The following is a 16488-nucleotide window of genomic DNA, read 5'->3' as shown; positions in this document are numbered from 1 at the left end:
TCCTTACCCCCGGCCTTCGACCGGCAGGTCGAGCTCGGAAGCCAGAACCTCCAGCGAGTCGCCGATGATGGAGACGATCTCGCCGACCTGTTCGCTGGTGACGATCATCGGCGGCGCGACCATGAAATTGTCGCCGTCGACGCCGCCCTTGACCCTGCGGCCATAGATGATCAGCCCGCGCTCATAGGCAAGGTCGAGCAGACGCTGCGTGGCTTTCTTGCCTTGGTCGATCGGCCGCAATGTCTCCGGATCGGCAACCATCTCGGCTCCGGTCAGCAGGCCCTTGCCGCGCACGTCGGCAACGAACGGAAAGCGCGTCGCCAGCCCCTTCAGCCCGTCCATCAGAACGTCGCCCATGGCAGCGGCATTGGCGATCAAGTCGAGGCGGTCCATTTCGCCGAGCACGGCGAGACCAGCGGCGCAGGCCAACGGATTGCCGGCATAGGTGTGGCCGTGCTGGAAGCCGCCGGAGGCAAGCAGCGGCTGCACCAGCCGCATTGGGGCCGCCAGCGCGCCGAGCGGGGCATAGCCCGAGCCCAGCCCCTTCGACAGCGCGACGATGTCGGGCTTGCAGTTCCAGTGATCGCCGCCGAGGAATTTGCCGGTGCGGCCGGCGCCGCTCATCACTTCGTCATGGATCAGCAGGATGCCGTAGCGGTCGCAGATCTCGCGGATGCGTGCGTAATAGCTGTCGGGCGCCACAAGAGCGGCGGTGGCGGCACCGCCGATCGGCTCCATGATGAAGGCGACGACACTCTCCGGTCCTTCGGCGAGGATTTTTTCCTCCAGCATGTCGGCATAGCGGACGCCGCGCTGCTCCATCGAGAGATTGTCGCGGTCGCGCCAGGCGGTTGGCGCGGGCACGGTCGGCATCACCCGCATCATCGGCTCAAAGGTTTCGGCCAGCGCATCGTCGCCGGTGATCGAGAGCGAACCCAGCGTGCCGCCATGATAGGAGGGAAAACGCGTGATCACCTTCCAGCGGCTGGCCTGGCTGGTGGCGACCGCCCATTGCCTCGCCAGCTTGATGCAGGATTCCGTGGCTTCCGAGCCGCCCGAGACGAAAAAGATGCGGTCCATGCCTTCCGGCAGTTTGCCCGCGAGCTCGCGCGCCAGTTCCTCCGCCGGCTCGTTCTCGAAGTGCAGGCGATAGGCGAAGGTGGCACGGTCCATCTGCCGCTTCATGGCGTCCAGAACGTTGCGGTTGGAATGGCCGATATTGGCGACCATCGGCCCGCTGGATCCGTCGATGAAACGGCGGCCGTCCTGCGTCCACATGTAGATGCCCTCGGCGCGGTCGATGAGCGGCCGGCGCAGGCTGGAGAGGTAGAACAGATGCGATTCTCGGCGCGCCTCGGTTGCTTGGGCGGCGGTCTGGGTGTTCGACATGTCAGGACTTTCCAAGGTAGCGATCAAGGACATTCTGGGTGACGCGTTCGACCATGGGGTCTTGTCTTAGCAGGCCGGCGACCCATTCGCAGCTTCCGGCATGAAAGACCTCGCCCTTGCCACGCGGGAAGTTGACGATCATGCCGTTGCCACGTTTGACTTTTTCGAGATTGGCGTCGCTCCTGTCGCCAAACAGCGTCTCGGCGCTGAAACGGCCATCCTCGTCGGTGAGGAACTGGTCCTCGATCGGGATATCGGCGCTCTCCTCGACCTGGGACGCCATGCCGACGGCGAGGACCTGCAATCCATCAGGTGCACCGCTGGTCGCGGTAGGGTAGGGCAGGCCGCCGCGGATCTCGAAATCGAGCCCGTCGACCTCGTAGCCATAGACATGGCTGTCGGCGCCGAGCAGGTCGCCATAATAGATGCCGGCGCCGGCAAACGCCCAGTGTTCGGGCCGGTAAACCGGAAAGCCGCGCACGCCGCGCGGCGCGCAGCCGCCCCAGCCGGCGTAGAGGCCGCGTGTCGCGTCGAGCCCGAAGGTTGCCGAACCCGGCCGGCCGATTTCCGGCGCTTCCCAGGAATTGGTGGCGCGGGTGACGTCGCCGCCGCGATAGGCCGGGTCTTCGGCGCGGGCGCGGTATTTGTAGCAGACCTGTCGGCGGCCTTCGTCCTCCAGCCGTGTCTGCCACATGAAATTACCGGCAAAGCGCGCCGCATGGCCGCCGCGTTCGACGTAGCTGTCGACCGCATCGCGCATTTCCCAGGTCCAGTACTCGTCATGGCCAACGAAGACGGCGCAGTCATAGCCGTCGAGAATATCGGGCGAGAAATGCAGATCGTGCTGGCTGGCGAGGTCGACCTCATAGCCGGCCCGTTCGGCGAAGCGGAAGAAGTGGCTGTCGTAGCTTGCCCAGCCCGACGAGGCGTATTTCTTCGAATGGCCAGTGGCAAGCGCCCATTCCATATGGGGGTAACGCGGCACCGTCTTCGGCGGCACGGCGACCTCCAGCGGCACGCGCGGCGCATCCTTCGGCAGCACGACGAAGCCACGGCACCAGGGCCGCTGCGTCGACACGATGGGGGAATACTGGTCGCGATCCGGCCCGGTGATGCCCTGATAGTGGTTGGAGCCGCCCCAGGTGTTGTAGGCGAGCCAGGTGCCCGTCGCCGCCACTTGCAGCACACGGCCGGGCTTCTTGCCGGCCTGGGGAGAGACAATGAAGAGATGGTGGCTGCGGATCGGCTTGCCGTCTCGCCCCTCGGCACTCAACGTTATCCGATAGGCGCCGGACGGCCAGCTGCCGTCGACACGAAATTCGAAGGACGCTTCCCAGCCACAGCCTTCTGCCGAGCACTGGTCCGGACTGTCCTGCCAGCGCGCCGCGATTCCCGACTTGTCGAACACCTTTGTCTCGCTGCCGCCGTCGCGGACGATCGTCATGCCGAAGGAGGGAGCCGTGGAACTGACATGCAGCGTTACCGTTTCGCCGGCACGATAGGAGAAGCGGTCGCTGTAACACCAGATTTCGCCACGCTCGCCATCCATGCCGGGCCACTCGTAGTAATGGCCGCGCACCGCGTGGCGGCGCTGCTCTGGCGTCAGTCCAAAATCGGGAAATTCCGTGGGCAATCTGGTCATCGTCGTACTCAGGCGGAAAGATATTTCTTGAGAAAAGTGCGCGTGCGCTCCTTCTGGGGCGCGCGGAAGATCTCGCCCGGCGGGCCTTCCTCGACCACCACGCCGCCGTCCATGAACAGCACCCTGTCGGCCACCTCGCCGGCAAAGCGCATCTCGTGCGTTACGATGAGCATGGTCATGTGTTCGGCGGCAAGCTGTTTCATCACCGCGTTGACCTCGTCGACCAATTCCGGGTCGAGGGCCGAGGTTGCCTCGTCGAACAGCATCACCTTGGGCTGCATGGCCAGCGCACGCGCAATCGCCACGCGCTGCTTCTGGCCGCCCGAAAGCCGCGACGGATAGGCGTCGATCTTGTCGGTCAGCCCGACCTTGGACAGGAGGCCATGCCCCAAGGCCCGGGCTTCGTCTTTTGCCATGCCCTTCAGGATCACCGGTCCCATGGTGATGTTCTCGATCACGGTCAGGTGCGGGAACAGGTTGAAGTGCTGGAACACCATGCCCATGTGCTGGCGCACCTTGTTGATGTGCCGCTCGAAGGCCTGGCCGTGCAGTCTCTGGTTGACCTGCACGCCGTCCAGCCACACCTCGCCGCCGTTCAAGGTCTCAAGATGGTTGATGGAGCGCAGCAGCGTGCTCTTGCCGGAACCGCTCGGTCCGATAATCGCGACGATCTGCCCCCGATCCACTGACAGGTCGATGCCTTTGAGGACCTCGACCGCGCCGAACGATTTGCGCGCGCCGCGGACCTCGACCATTGGCCGCCGCGTGCTCATCGGGAAACCTCCACATGTCTTTCAAACCGATGCAAGGCCGCCTCGAGCACTAGGTTCAAGATGTAATAGAGCGCGGCGGCCGTGATGTAGAACTCGAACGGGCGGAAGGTTTCGCTGATCGCCAGTTGTGCTGAATGGACAAGCTCGGCGATGCCGATGACCGAGACGATGGAGGACTCTTTCAACAGTGCGATCAAATTGCTTCCGATCGGCGGTGCCGTGTTGCGGATGGCTTGCGGTATCACGACGTAGCGCAGCGCCTGCCACTTGCCGAAGCCGATGCTGCGCGCGCCTTCCGTCTGACCGGGATCGACCGCCACGATGCCGGCACGGATGACATCGGCATTGTAGACGGCGAAGTGCAGGCCAAGCCCGATTATGCCGGCGGCCAGCGCGGGGATGTCGATGCCGATTTGCACAAGGCCGAAATAGATCAGGAAAAGCTGCAGCAGCAGTGGCGTGCCCATGAACAGCCACATGAAGGCGCGAACGGGGTAGGCGAGGATCGCTGGCGCATAGAGCACGATGACCGCGAACAGGATGCCGAAGATGAAGCTGAGCGCTCCGGCCCAGACCGTAAGCAGCGCGGTCCACCAGGCGCCCGTCAGCAAAAGGTCCCAATAGGGAGCGACGACGGTGAAATCCAAACCTTGCATCGCACTCCCTCAGACGATGGCGAAGCGCTTGTCGAGCAAGTCGACGATGCGGGCGACGGCGTAGACCATGACCATGTAGAGCAGGGCGGCGACGCCGAAGATCTCGAACGGCTTGTAGGTCGAGCCGATGAAGCGCTGGGCGGTATAGGTCAGTTCCACGACCGAGATGGTGGAGACCAGTGCCGAACCCTTCAACAGCGCGACCGTGTTGACGCCGAGCGGGCGGATCATCAGCCGGGCGGCCTGTGGCAGCACGACCTTGCGCAAGGTCTGGAAGCGGCTGAAGCCGATCGTGCGGGCAGCCTCCGTCTGACCGCGGTCGATCGCTGTTAACGCGCCACGGATCGATTCCGCCATATAGGCGCCGATGTTGAGGCCAAGCCCGACGACCCCGGCCGTGAACGGATCCAGATTGATGCCGATCTGCGGACCGCCGAAATAGAGCACGAAGAGCTGTATCAGGCAGGGCGTGCCGCGAAACAGGCTGACATAGGCCGTACCGATGGCGCGCAGGATAGCCGACCTCGACATTCTGGCGGCCGCGGCCAACGCCGCCGCTGCCAGCCCCAGAACCAGGGCCAGCGCTGTCAGTTCCAGTGTCACCAGCGCGGCTTCCACAAAGAACGGGAAGACACGGCTCATCAAGGCGAAATCCATGGAATGACTCGGCTGGAGTGGCGGTCGGCCCCAGGTGGTTTTCACCGCCTGGAGCCGGCAAGGATTAGCGGATGTCGCTGCCGACCCACTGCTTGGAGATCTTCTCGTAGGTGCCGTCGGCCAGCATCCCGTCCAGCGCCTTCTGCATGGCGGCCTTGAGTTCGGGATTGTCCTTGCGGATGGCGATGCCGATGGCGACGCTGCCGCCCTCGATGTTGGGCGTGTCGAGCTTGCGGACCTTTTCGCCGGTTTCCTTGACGGCCACCATGACCGGAATGTTGTCGACGACGATGGCGTCGACGCGGCCGGCCTTCAGTTCGAGCAGCAGCTCCGGCAGGCCCTTATAGGTGCGGATATCCCAGCCGCCCTGTTCGCGCGCCCATTTCTCATGCGTTTCGCCGAGCGTCACGCCAAGGGTCTTGCCCTTGAGGTCTTCGAGGCTCTGGACCTTGGAATCCTGGCTCACGAAAACCGCGCGGCCGGCATGGTAGTAGGGGCCGACGAAATCGACCACTTTCTCTCGCTCGGGCGTGATCGTCATCGAGCCGACGACAGTGTCGTATTTGTTGGCGAGCAGGCCGGCGATGATACCGTCCCAGGCCGTGGTGATGATGGTGCCCTTGACGCCGATGCGCTCAGCGATGGCCTTGCCGATATCGGCGTCGAACCCGACGACCTCGTTCTGGTCACTGACGAAGTTGAAGGGCGGATACTGCCCGCTCATGGAAATCTTCAATTCGCCCGCCGCCTTGATCTTCTCGAGGTCGTCGGCCCTTGCCGAAACGGTGGTGACGGCCGATGCAAGCAACAGCGCGGCAACCGCAATGCCGGAAAATACCCTGTTCATCTGAATTCCTGTCCTCTGGATGGAGCGCGAAGGCTTGTTCTTGGGAGGCGTTGGGGCGCTCTCCTGATGTCAATGATTGCCTTTGCATCAGCATTGCGCAAATAGATAATGGGAATAGGGAGCATAGATATCAGGAATGGCATTGCCTCGCCCCGAACGTCTGGTCTGGGATCTCGACTGGAACCTTCTGCGTACGTTCGTCGTCATCGCGGAGGTCAAGAGCATCACCCGCGCCGCCGAGCGTCTCAACCTCAAGCAACCCAGCGTCAGCAATGCCTTGCGGCGGCTGGAGGATCGGGTTGGCCGGCGGCTGGTCGACCGCGACGCGACGCGCTTCGAACTCACGGAGGTCGGGCGGCTGATTTATGAGCAGAGCGTCGAGGTATTCGGCTCGATATCGCAGCTGCCGCTCTTGATGCGGGGCATCAGCGACGATGTCACCGGCCATGTCATGATCGCCACGGCCAGCCATGTCGTCTCGCCGCTGTTCGACCGGGCGCTGGCGGAATTTCACCGCAACTATCCGCGTGCCAGCATCACCATTTCGGTCGCGGCAAGCACGGAAGTGGCCAAGCAGGTGCGGGAAAGGCGCGCCTCCTTCGGCATCTGCCTTGTCAGCCAGCGCGATCCGGCGTTGGACTACGCGATGGTCTATCGCGAGTTCTTCGGCTTCTTCTGCGGCCCGCAGCACAGGCTTTACGGAAAGGCCGGGCTGAAGCTTGCCGATCTGCGCGGCGAGCCCTCTGTATCCTTCCAGACCGACCATATTTCGGACGCGCTGCGGCCGGTCGCCCTGTTGCGCAGCGAAGCCCGGCTGAACGCCGATGTCGTCGGTGTCTCCTCGAGCCTGGAGGAAGTCAGGCGCATGATCGTCGCCGGGCTCGGCATCGGTCCGCTGCCGCTACACGTGGCGCGACGCGACGTGGCCGACGGCACGCTGTGGCGGCTGCCGCCCTACCACACGCCGCCGGCCATCGACATCTTCCTGCTCACCAATCCCGACAAGGCGATGAATCGTGCCGAGAAGGCGCTGCTGTCGGGGCTGCAGGCTCTGATCACCGAGACGCCGCTGGACGAGCGCATCTACAACGGCTGATCGACGCAGGCCTATTCGACTAGGAAGGCCGCCGCGCGGCCGCGCATCGCTTCGTCCAGCGCCACCGAGGCACGCGCGGCAAGGTCGAAGTGTACGCTGGTGGTCCGGCTCGATGCATGGACGATGCCGTCGAGCGATCCCGACATGACCTGTTCGAAGGTGACGGAGGTGCGGCCGATCTTCACCACATGCGAGCGGATGGTGAGAAGTGAGCCGGCTTTTGTCTCATGCCGGTAGTCGATTTCAGTGCGCACATCGGCCCATCCCGTTGCCGAGGCCTGGCTGCTGTCCTGTCCGGCGATGTGGCCAAGAAGCTGGAAGCTGGCATCATCGAACATCGCCGCGTAGTGCCGCACATTCACGTGTCCCATCACGTCGCACATCCAGGGATGAGCAACACCGACAAAGGTGACAAGGGACTTGCTCATGGGGACTTGCTCATGGGGATTGCTCCGTGGCCATCGTTGAGGATCGCGAGACGCCATATCGAAACGCGCGGCGACAGGCAAACCGGCGGACCTGGTCGATGGCCTTCGGACCGGGAGTGGCCTTGGGACCGACATTCGTTAGCCGTGCCCTTGGCCCTCCGAACCAAACCGACTATCTCAGGGGACGGCGGCGTTTCCGCCACGGGGACAGGCATGCTCAGAGTGCAAAAGGTCAAGGTCGACGACATCTACGTGCCGACAGCGCGCAAGAAGACATTACACCCCGAGACCGTCCGCCATCTCGCCGAGGACATATTGGAGAACGGCATGAAGACGCCGATCCAGGTCCGCCACGACGGCAAGCGCCATATCCTTGTTGAAGGACTGCACCGGCTGGAAGCGGCCAAGTGGCTCGGCGAGACCGAGATCGACGCCTATCTTGTCCAGGCCAAGCGTCACTGACGCTTCCTTGCTTTGACGACAGCCTTCTGGCGGCAATCGCGTTCGGACTACGATGCCTTGGCGCGGCGCGGCTGTCTGAGATTCTTGATGCCGCTCATCTCGACGAAATTCGTCGCCGACTCCCAGAGATAATCGCCATAAAGAAATGGCTCGAAGGGCTCGGCGCCGCTTAGTGGCAAGGGGGCGATCTCGGCGTTAACACCCGGTTCATAGAAAAACGGGATCGAAAACCGAGTTGTCTTCGGCGCGATCACCCGATGCCGCGTCGCCCGCACGCGACCGCCGGTCCAGCGTTCCAGCAACTGGCCGAAATTGACCGCCAGCGTGCCGTTGGCCGGCGGCACGTCGATCCATTCGCCGGTGCGGTTCTTTGCCTGCAAGCCTTCGACGCCATCCTGGGCCAGCAAGGTGACGAAACCGGAATCGGCATGTTCGCGGCCGATGATGGTGCGTAACTCTCCCTTGTGGACCACCGAGAACTCCGGGCCGCTGGTGTCGATGCCGGCAGTGGCGTCGCGCAAGGGATAGCGGATCAGGCGCAACGTCGAGATGCCGTGCTCGAAATACGGATCGAAGATCGTTTCCGGCAGACCAAGCCCGCGCGCTATCGACCGCATCAGCGCGTTGCCGACTGTCTCCATCGCGCGATAATAATCCGCCGCGGCCGTGCGCCAGCCGGGCACGGTGCCTTCGGCCGGCAAGGGTGTCGGCTCGCACAGCGGATCGTCGGCAGCCGAGACGCGCGCCGCATCGGCAATATCCGGTCCCATGTCGATGCCTTCCTTGTAGGATACGGCTGCAGGCTGGAGTGGGAACCAGCCGCGATAAAAGTTCTTCCTGGTGCTGTCGAAATTCCAGCGCAGCAATTTCTGCTTCTCGGTGTCGGGAAGGGCGAAGATGCGCAGCAATTGCGATCTTCTGTCCGGTGTCAGCCAGGCGTCGCCGGGAAAATCCCGGACCGCCATGAAGCCTATTCCAGAGGCCGCGGCCATGATGTGGCCGTCGGCGCGGTCACGGGCGGGCGAGGGTGGCCCGAACAGATCCGCAATGCCGATGGTTTCGATATCTTGGGTCATGATGAGCCTCGCATCACGGTTATCGATGGCATCGTATCAAAGCATTTCAATTGACCCTATCGGCCGGACGACTAACCTTGACGCCTATTCTCTCCATTTTGGATCAAGGCCATGACAAGGTATGAAGGCGGGTGCCTGTGCGGAGCGGTGCGTTACAGCACCGAGGCGGCTCCCATCAACGAGCGCATCTGCCATTGCCGGCTTTGCCAGAAGGCGATTGGCGCCGCCTTCAACGCGCGCGTACTGTTTCGCATCGATGATGTAACGATCGAGGGACCACTGGCAACAGTCAACACCTCGCCAGATCTCAAGCGCGGTTTTTGCCCAGGCTGCGGCACGACAATGTTTTCGCGGCGCGACTCGGCCGGCATCATCGGCGTCACCACGGGCTCGCTCGACGACCCTTCGCTGTTCCGGCCGCAGATGCATATTTTCACCGCCTCGAAGCAGCCTTGGGTGCTGCTCGACGACGACCTGCCGCAACATGAGGGCGCTCCGCCGGCCTAGCTCTTTCGTTCCGCCTTCAACAGCGGAAGCGGGCCCGACCATGACAAAAAATTAATCCAAATCGACACGCGATAGCCGGCAAAGCGTCATTGGCGAGCCATCTTTGTCGTCCTATCTATGCTGCGCGGGCCGGCATTCGAGGAGACGACGGATGAACGACAGCATCAGCACCCTGGACGAGCTTTTGAGCGATCCGATGGTCCTGCTTGTGATGGAGCGCGACCGTGTCCGCCCCGAGCAGGTACGCATGCTGCTCGAACGGGCCCGCAGCCGGGCGGTTGATGACGCACCCGCGGACCAGCCGGTCGTTCCACCGGCGCATATGGTGGTCAAGAGCTGTTTCCAGCAATGGCTGCGCAATTAGCGGTCAGTTCGAGTTGGCTGGCAAATAGCTGTAATGGCTGCGGAAATAGGCGATCCTGAAGTCGAGGCGGGCATAGTTGCGATAGGCCGGTCCGTCGCGCTCCTCGTGCGGCGCCTCGATGTCGGCGACAAACAATTTTGCGCCAGCCGCAATGCCGTCGCGCACCAGCGCTTCTCCAAGCACGGCGTCCAGATCGAAGCTCGACGTCATTATGCCGGGCACCGGCGCGTCGATGCCGCTCCAGGCAGCACCGTCGGCGCCGATGAACAGCGAGCGCACCGCCGCCACCGCGCCATCTCGCTTCGCCATGTAGTGATGCCAGCCCGGCCGGCCGACCAGAGCCAGCAGCCAGGGCGAGGTGGGCAGCCGATAGCTTCTGTCGATGAAAGCGGCCCAGTCGCTTGCCGTTGCCGTCGTCACGCGTTCGATCGAAACGCCGTCAGCCGAGAAGAGCGGCTCGGATGGCAGGGGTTCCGCCCCGCGATAAATCCGCTCCCAGCCGCCCTGGCGCTGCAGGCCGCGCGCCTCGAGCCAGCATCTGAGGCGCGATGGTTCACTGTGCGGATTGACATGGAACCAGGGCCGCGAAATCCCGGCGGCGCGGTAGTGCGCCAGCAGCGCGTCGAGCTGGCCTTCGGTGGCCGCGCTGTCGACGCCAAAATTCTTCACGCAGTTGAAATGGATGAACGGGATCGTCGCACAGGTGGTCCAGGCAAGGTCGCCTTGTCTCGCTAGCGAAAGTTCTTGCCGCGCGGCGAAATCGGCCGGCGCGGCGGCGTAGAGGTCGAGCCAGGCCTGCACTTCGGCACGCTCGAGAATACGGCTGAGGTCGCGCGAGACATCCTCGATCGCGATGACCGGCGGATGGGGTTCGGGTGGGAGTTGCAATTCTGACAGGGCGGTCTGCATGCTCTCCTCCATCGCCAGACTTACAGTGTAAGATTAGTGAATAATAATATTCAGGCGCGGCTTGTCAACCGGAAAGACGCCTTACAAATCGGTAAATTGGCTTTCGGGCGTCGCGAGTCTATTGCGAGGCGGGGATTGCCCTTACGATTATCCAACGGAAAGGCTCGACATGGCTGACATCTGCACCCAGGGCGTTGACACCGGCTTCGTCGGCCTGGGATTTGCCAAGGTCGCCTTCCTCGGCCTGGTGCAGGGCATCACCGAATTGCTGCCGATTTCGTCGACCGCCCATATGCGCATCGTGCCGGCGGTGCTCGGCTGGCAGGATCCGGGTTCCGCCTTCTCCGCCGCCATGCAGCTTGCCGCTCTTGCCGCCGTGATCAGCTATTTCTGGGGCGATGTCAGGGACCTCCTGTTCGGCTCGCTCGACGCGCTCACGCGGCGCGATTTCGCCGACCGGAATTTCAGGCTGGCTTCCTGGATCGTGCTGGCGACGATCCCGATCATTATCGCGGGCGTCGCGCTGTCGGGCATTCTCAATGCCTGCAATTCTCCGCTGCGCAGCCTGAGCGTGATCGGCTGGTCCTGCATCGCCATGGCGATCCTCTTGGCGCTTGCCGAGATTTTCGCCCGCCACAAGCGCACCATCGGCGAAGCGTCGCTCACCGATGCGCTGCTTGTCGGCGTCGCCCAGGTCGGCGCACTGATCCCCGGCGTCTCGCGCTCGGGCTCGACCTTGACCGCGGCGCTCGGGCTCGGTTTCAAGCGGGCCGAGGCGGCGCGTTTCTCATTCCTGCTCGGCCTGCCGGCGATCGCGCTTGCCGGCCTCAAGGAGTTGTGGGAACTACACAAGGTTCACCTCGACGCCCATGGCTGGTCGGTTCTTGCGACCGGACTGGTCGTCGCCTCGATTTCCGCCTTCTTCGCCATATGGGGCCTGATGCGCGTGCTGGAGCGCTTCTCCGCCTGGCCCTTCGTCATCTATCGCGGCCTGCTCGGGGTCGTCCTGCTGCTGGGCGTGGCGATGGGGTGGCTGGCTTAGCCAGGCCCGGTGTTGCGCGCGGGCAACCACCTGGATGCATGCATCGATCCGCAAAGATGTGATCGGCCAGGTTCATTGACTTCGGAATATAACAGCCCTTAACGTTCTGTTAACAAAACAGATGGGTGGGGCCGCATGGCATCCTCGATGGGTTGGCGCCGCAAGGCGAAGGGGCTGGGGCTGGCGTTTGCCCTGACCGTTTTCTGTGCGGCGACGGGTTCGGCCTATGCCGCGCCTGCTTCCATGGTTGTCGGCGGATCGACTTCGCAGCCGATTGGCCACTATGATTTTTGCAAGATCCATCTCGACGAATGCTCGATCCGCTCGCCTAACAGCGTGCCGGAACATATGACCAGCAAGCTGCTGCACGATATCTCGGCCGTCAATTTCTCTGTCAACACGCGCGTCAAACCGATGAGCGACATGGACAATTACGGCAAGGACGAGTGGTGGGCCTATCCGGACAACGGCTTCGGCGACTGCGAGGACTACGCGCTGGAAAAGCGGCGCGAGCTCAACGGCATGGGCATTGCCATAGCCAATCTTTTGATGACGGTGGTTCGCAAGCCGGATGGCGAAGGCCACGCCGTGCTGACGGTGCGCACCGACAAGGGCGACTTCATCCTCGACAATCTGACCGACAAGGTCCGCCTCTGGAACCAGACGAGCTATCGCTACCTGAAGCGGCAGGCGAGCGACAACACAGGGCACTGGGTCTCCATTCTTGGCGGCGACGAACAGCTGGTCAGCGCCGTCAAATAGTCTGGTCGGCTCCGCTGCGCCCGGGCATGAACCTCGGCCCGATCTTTTCGTGCCGGACTTCCATGGTGCCAGCAAGTGGTGATAACCACGAAAGCTGATTGAAGCTGGCATCCGCAGGCGCATGGACTTTCTGACACTTCTCAATTCGGCGCCCCTGCTTCTGGGGCTGGTCAAGGCGGCGCTGCCGCAGGCAGTCGCCACGACGATGACATTCAGCCAATGGTTCGTGTCGCTGCCACCGTGCCGCGACCTTACCTTCGAGGCGACCAGCTACCTCATTTGCGAGGTCGATCCGAAGCTGTATTCGATCGAACTGTTCTGGAAGGATCCGGCTGGCAAGCCTTTCCAATCGCTGCACAATCTCGACAACGCCCAGCGCGCGGCCGGCCGCACCATGCTGTTTGCCATCAACGCCGGCATGTACCACCCAGACCTCAGGCCGGTGGGCCTCTATGTCGAGCGTGGCCAGGAAATGGCTGGTGTGAAGACAGGATCGGGAAGCGGCAATTTCTCGCTGCAGCCGAATGGCATCTTCTACATCAGCGGCGGCAAGGCCGCGGTCCGGGCGACGTGGGATTTCGTCAGCAAGCGGCCGTCCACCGACTATGCGACGCAATCGGGACCGATGCTGGTGATCGACGGCCAGTTGCATCCGAAGTTCCAGTCCGACGGCACCTCGCGCAAGACCCGCGATGGCGTCGGGGTGCGCAAGGATGGTGTCGCGGTCTTTGCCATTTCGAACGGCACGGTGAATTTCCATGCATTCGCCCGCCTGTTTCGCGATGCGCTCGGCTGCGACAATGCGCTGTTTCTCGACGGCACGATTTCGAGCCTGTTCGCGCCTGCCATCGGACGCAACGACGACTACTGGAATCTGGGGCCGATGATCGGCGTGTTCAGGAAGCGTGGCTAGGCTCGGGCGGACCGCCTGCTTCGGAGCTTGAGGGCAATCACCGCCATGATGATCAAGACAACCACGCCGATCGCCGCCAACCCGAAAAGGCTGGTCGCATCGAGCTCGGGGATGTTGCCGGCGCCCTTGGCCACCAGCCATCCCGGCGACAGCACGACCGGAGCCCAGATGATCGCCGACAGGATGTTGGCGATCTGGAAGCGGCGCCGGTGCATGCCCATCATGCCCGCGACCAGCGGCACTGTGGCGCGGACCGGGCCGAAGAAGCGGCCGATGAAAACCGCGGCAAAACCATAACGATGGAAGAACAGCCGCGCCCTGGCGACCTCGCGGCGATAGCGGTTGAGGGGCCATTTATGGACGACGCCGCGCCCCAGCCATCTGCCGAGGAAATAGGAGATGGTATCGCCGAGCGCCGCCCCGATCATCGCCGCCAGGAGGACGGGCAAAGGCTGGACGATACCGGCCCCGACCAAGCCGCCGACGATGATGAGCACCGTGGTGCCGGGCAACAGGATGCCGACCAGCACCAGCGACTCGCCAAAAGCCAGCAGCCCGACCACGAGACCGGCCCACGCCTGATGGTTCTCGATGAAACAAACGCTTTGGTCGATGAACGACTGCACGCAAGCTCCTGCTTAAAATTGTTTCTCAGCTGCCGCTGCCGAGCAGGCTCCTGAGTTCGTCGAGCTTGTCGTTGACGAGCCAGCCGTAATAATTCTCGACCGGCAGCTTGCGGCCCTTGCCGCTGGTGAGCGCCGTGCGCAGATCCGCCGCCCGCTGCCGGGGCTGGCCGACATTATAGAGCGTGGCCGTGATGCCTGGATTGCCTGATATGTCGAAGCCCTGTTCCTTGTAGGCGTCGATGGCGTCGCGCACGATCGCGGCGATGTAGACGATGCTGCGGTCGGGATCCATGACATCGCGATAGATGGCCTGCGGATGATCCGGTGTGAGCTTGTCGTAGCCGCTGACCTTGTTGACCAGGTCGGTGACCTCGAGCGCGGTCAGCGGGCTGATCTGGCCGAGGCCGAATGTCTGGCCGGCGAAGAAGGGCTGGAAGAACGCCTGCTGGAAGGTCATCGCGTCATAGGTGACGCCGTCGACCGTCTTGCCGCGGAAATGGTCGACCCAGACCCTGTCGCGGCAGCTCCACAGGGCGGCACTGCCCCCTGCCTCGGCGCAGGCCGCGAACTCCGGCCGCTGGACAAAGCTCTGCACCGGCACGCCCTTGTAGCGGAAGGAGAAATCGAGACCGGAATAGGACAGCGCTTTCACATAGTAAGTTTGGACCGAGCCGACGGCGGTCACATTGTAGGTGTGTTCGCCGACCAGCGCGCCGACGATATGGATGGGGTCGATATCGTAAGCCGCGGCCGCCTGCTTGATATGCGCTATCAATTTCTTCTCGCGCTTCAGCAGCGCGACGATCTTCTCGTATTTTTCCGCGTAGGTGGTCTTGAAGGCGCGGGTTCGCGTCGCTGATGCATCCGGGATCGGCGGTTGCGTCTCGGAGCGATTGCCGGGGGGAACGACGACCAGCCCGCTGGCATGCGCTGTCCCGGACAAGGGCACGCCGCCGCAGGAAAGGGCCGCGAGCAGGAGGATCGGGAGAAGCCGCTGCAACGCAATCATCGGGCGCCTTTTTCAAAATCGCGGGTAATGCCGGCGCGAGACGCCGCCTCCCGTCTCAACAGCCACATCATGGCGCTGTCAAGGCTTGGCCGGCCTTCGCTGGCGAATGTCTGAAATGGGTCACACTCATGGTAAAAATCTGATTCAAACTTTATTGGTAATTTCTCGTTCATAACTAGCGCTGGTTGTCCGTGGGCCGTTGCCTTCGGTCTGTTGTGTTTTGAGTACAGGTCCAGATGCGGTTACCAGGCGTCATCAGTTTCGTGATCGCATCCCTGTGCCTTGCCGGCTGTTCGTCGACATCGGGCATGGACGCGCTCGACATGCAGAAGCCGTCGAATGAAACCACCAGTTCGGTGGTGCGGCCAAGCGCACCGATCGCATCCGTTCCCGCAACCAAGGCCGGTAAAGCGCGCAAGCTGGCCGAGGCGGCGCCGGCGCAAGACATTGATCGGCCCTTCGGCCTGGCGGAAGAAGAGACGGTGGCGTTTCCGGCGCCCGAATTGCCGGACAATGTCGATCCGCCCATCGAGCCCGCGGCTCTGGTCTCGCCGCCAAGGCTCTTGTCGCGGGCAGCACCGCCGATGCTGGCGGGGCCGGTCACGCGCTACGGTTTTCGCGATGCCAAGCCGATCAATTTCGGCCGCTCCTCGCCTCGCCACCTTGCCGTGCACGGGGTCGACGTCTCGCGCTGGCAGGGCGACGTGAACTGGGAAAAGCTGCGCGCCCAGGGCGCCAACTTCGCCTACATCAAGGCGACCGATGGTGGCGACCATCTCGATCCGATGTTCATGAAGAACTGGCGCAATGCCGACGCCGCCGGGCTGAAGCGCGGCGCCTATCATTTCTTCTACTGGTGCCGCGTTGCCAGCGAGCAGGCCGATTGGTTCATCCGCAACGTGCCGAAGGTCGACGGTGCCTTGCCGCCGGTCATCGACGTCGAGTGGAATGGCGATTCTTCCTGCAAGCGGCGTCCGTCGCGCGAAAAGGTGCTGGAGAAGATGCAGGTGTTCATGGACAAGCTGGAACGTCACTACGGCCAGCGTCCGATCATCTATACCGCGCCGGATTTCTATCGCGACAACCTCCAGGGTGCTTTCCCGGACTACCCCTTCTGGCTGCGCGCCGTGGCGCAGCATCCCTCGAAAGTCTACCCGGGCCGCAAATGGCTGTTCTGGCAATATTCCGGCTCCGGCCTGTCGCATGGCGTGACCGGCCGCATCGACCTCAACGTCTTCCATGGCGACGAACGGCAATGGCGCGCCTGGGCCGGCGGCGGCGGCCGTCAGATGATGGCCGACGCGGACTAGGTTCGCGTCGGCCTTCGCTC

General features: G+C 63.1%; 19 protein-coding genes. 8 read left to right on the top strand and 11 right to left on the bottom strand.

The annotated features are described in order from the left end of the window. Positions 1-3: 3 nt before the first annotated feature. From AC07UC_RS23495 to AC07UC_RS23470, 6 genes are all read right to left on the bottom strand, one after another. Positions 4-1389 (bottom strand): aminotransferase family protein, encoded by a 1386-nt coding sequence (locus tag AC07UC_RS23495; protein WP_494907558.1) that lies wholly within the window; start codon positions 1387-1389, stop codon positions 4-6. 1 nt (position 1390) lies between these two features. Beyond that, positions 1391-3031 carry a N,N-dimethylformamidase beta subunit family domain-containing protein gene (locus tag AC07UC_RS23490; protein ID WP_494907557.1) on the bottom strand — a complete coding sequence of 547 codons (1641 nt, stop codon included), beginning with the start codon at positions 3029-3031 and terminating at the stop codon, positions 1391-1393. Between the two features lie 8 nt (positions 3032-3039). Beyond that, positions 3040-3804: an amino acid ABC transporter ATP-binding protein gene (locus tag AC07UC_RS23485; protein ID WP_494907556.1), complete on the bottom strand. Its 765-nt coding sequence runs from the start codon at positions 3802-3804 to the stop codon at positions 3040-3042. Further along, complete coding sequence (locus AC07UC_RS23480) at positions 3801-4460, bottom strand: amino acid ABC transporter permease (RefSeq protein ID WP_494907555.1); 660 nt, start codon at positions 4458-4460, stop codon at positions 3801-3803. Before AC07UC_RS23480 ends, AC07UC_RS23485 begins: the two co-directional genes overlap by 4 nt. 9 nt (positions 4461-4469) lie before the next feature. Next, positions 4470-5117 (bottom strand): amino acid ABC transporter permease, encoded by a 648-nt coding sequence (locus AC07UC_RS23475; RefSeq protein ID WP_494907554.1) that lies wholly within the window; start codon positions 5115-5117, stop codon positions 4470-4472. A 64-nt stretch (positions 5118-5181) separates the two neighbouring features. Next, positions 5182-5964, bottom strand: coding sequence for an ABC transporter substrate-binding protein (locus AC07UC_RS23470; protein WP_494907553.1), 783 nt, complete (start codon positions 5962-5964; stop codon positions 5182-5184). Between the two features lie 136 nt (positions 5965-6100). Between AC07UC_RS23470 and AC07UC_RS23465 the strand changes: the two genes are divergently transcribed. Next, a complete protein-coding gene (locus AC07UC_RS23465; protein WP_494907552.1) occupies positions 6101-7060 on the top strand; it encodes a LysR family transcriptional regulator in 960 nt (319 codons plus the stop codon). 11 nt (positions 7061-7071) lie between these two features. On the opposite strand, the gene AC07UC_RS23460 is transcribed toward AC07UC_RS23465, so the two are convergent. Continuing rightward, positions 7072-7488: an acyl-CoA thioesterase gene (locus tag AC07UC_RS23460; RefSeq protein ID WP_494907551.1), complete on the bottom strand. Its 417-nt coding sequence runs from the start codon at positions 7486-7488 to the stop codon at positions 7072-7074. A gap of 213 nt (positions 7489-7701) precedes the next feature. Between AC07UC_RS23460 and AC07UC_RS23455 the strand changes: the two genes are divergently transcribed. Then, positions 7702-7950 carry a ParB N-terminal domain-containing protein gene (locus tag AC07UC_RS23455; RefSeq protein ID WP_008875526.1) on the top strand — a complete coding sequence of 83 codons (249 nt, stop codon included), beginning with the start codon at positions 7702-7704 and terminating at the stop codon, positions 7948-7950. 47 nt (positions 7951-7997) lie between these two features. Here the strand turns inward: AC07UC_RS23455 and AC07UC_RS23450 are convergent, their stop codons facing one another. Further along, positions 7998-9026 carry an isopenicillin N synthase family dioxygenase gene (locus AC07UC_RS23450; RefSeq protein ID WP_494907550.1) on the bottom strand — a complete coding sequence of 343 codons (1029 nt, stop codon included), beginning with the start codon at positions 9024-9026 and terminating at the stop codon, positions 7998-8000. A gap of 111 nt (positions 9027-9137) precedes the next feature. Here AC07UC_RS23450 and AC07UC_RS23445 point away from each other — a divergent pair, with 111 nt between their 5' ends. Both AC07UC_RS23445 and AC07UC_RS23440 read left to right on the top strand, forming a co-directional pair. Beyond that, complete coding sequence (locus AC07UC_RS23445) at positions 9138-9533, top strand: GFA family protein (protein WP_140767789.1); 396 nt, start codon at positions 9138-9140, stop codon at positions 9531-9533. A 151-nt stretch (positions 9534-9684) separates the two neighbouring features. After that, a complete protein-coding gene (locus AC07UC_RS23440) occupies positions 9685-9897 on the top strand; it encodes a hypothetical protein (RefSeq protein ID WP_140767788.1) in 213 nt (70 codons plus the stop codon). Between the two features lie 3 nt (positions 9898-9900). On the opposite strand, the gene AC07UC_RS23435 is transcribed toward AC07UC_RS23440, so the two are convergent. After that, positions 9901-10806 carry a hypothetical protein gene (locus AC07UC_RS23435; protein WP_494907549.1) on the bottom strand — a complete coding sequence of 302 codons (906 nt, stop codon included), beginning with the start codon at positions 10804-10806 and terminating at the stop codon, positions 9901-9903. A gap of 169 nt (positions 10807-10975) precedes the next feature. On the opposite strand from AC07UC_RS23435, the gene AC07UC_RS23430 reads away from it, so the two are divergent. The 3 genes from AC07UC_RS23430 to AC07UC_RS23420 all read left to right on the top strand — a co-directional run bounded on the left by AC07UC_RS23430 (position 10976) and on the right by AC07UC_RS23420 (position 13523). Next, positions 10976-11848: an undecaprenyl-diphosphate phosphatase gene (locus tag AC07UC_RS23430; protein WP_494907548.1), complete on the top strand. Its 873-nt coding sequence runs from the start codon at positions 10976-10978 to the stop codon at positions 11846-11848. Between the two features lie 135 nt (positions 11849-11983). Next, positions 11984-12610 (top strand): transglutaminase-like cysteine peptidase, encoded by a 627-nt coding sequence (locus AC07UC_RS23425; RefSeq protein ID WP_494907547.1) that lies wholly within the window; start codon positions 11984-11986, stop codon positions 12608-12610. A 121-nt stretch (positions 12611-12731) separates the two neighbouring features. Further along, entirely contained in the window at positions 12732-13523 is a 792-nt protein-coding gene (locus tag AC07UC_RS23420; RefSeq protein ID WP_140767784.1) for a phosphodiester glycosidase family protein, read from the top strand. On the opposite strand, the gene AC07UC_RS23415 is transcribed toward AC07UC_RS23420, so the two are convergent. Both AC07UC_RS23415 and AC07UC_RS23410 read right to left on the bottom strand, forming a co-directional pair. Next, positions 13520-14149, bottom strand: coding sequence for a DedA family protein (locus AC07UC_RS23415; RefSeq protein WP_140767783.1), 630 nt, complete (start codon positions 14147-14149; stop codon positions 13520-13522). The genes AC07UC_RS23420 and AC07UC_RS23415 overlap by 4 nt on opposite strands. Before the next feature lie 25 nt (positions 14150-14174). Then, entirely contained in the window at positions 14175-15158 is a 984-nt protein-coding gene (locus tag AC07UC_RS23410) for a DUF1402 family protein (protein WP_494907546.1), read from the bottom strand. A gap of 236 nt (positions 15159-15394) precedes the next feature. Between AC07UC_RS23410 and AC07UC_RS23405 the strand changes: the two genes are divergently transcribed. Beyond that, on the top strand, positions 15395-16468 hold the full coding sequence (locus AC07UC_RS23405; protein WP_140767781.1) for a glycoside hydrolase family 25 protein: 1074 nt from the start codon (positions 15395-15397) through the stop codon (positions 16466-16468). The last annotated feature ends 20 nt before the right edge of the window (positions 16469-16488 follow it).

This window comes from Mesorhizobium sp. GW821-FHT04C10, from assembly GCF_059420305.1.
The sequence above is the reverse complement of the archived record's forward strand: the minus strand, read 5'-3'. Positions and strand labels throughout refer to the sequence as shown.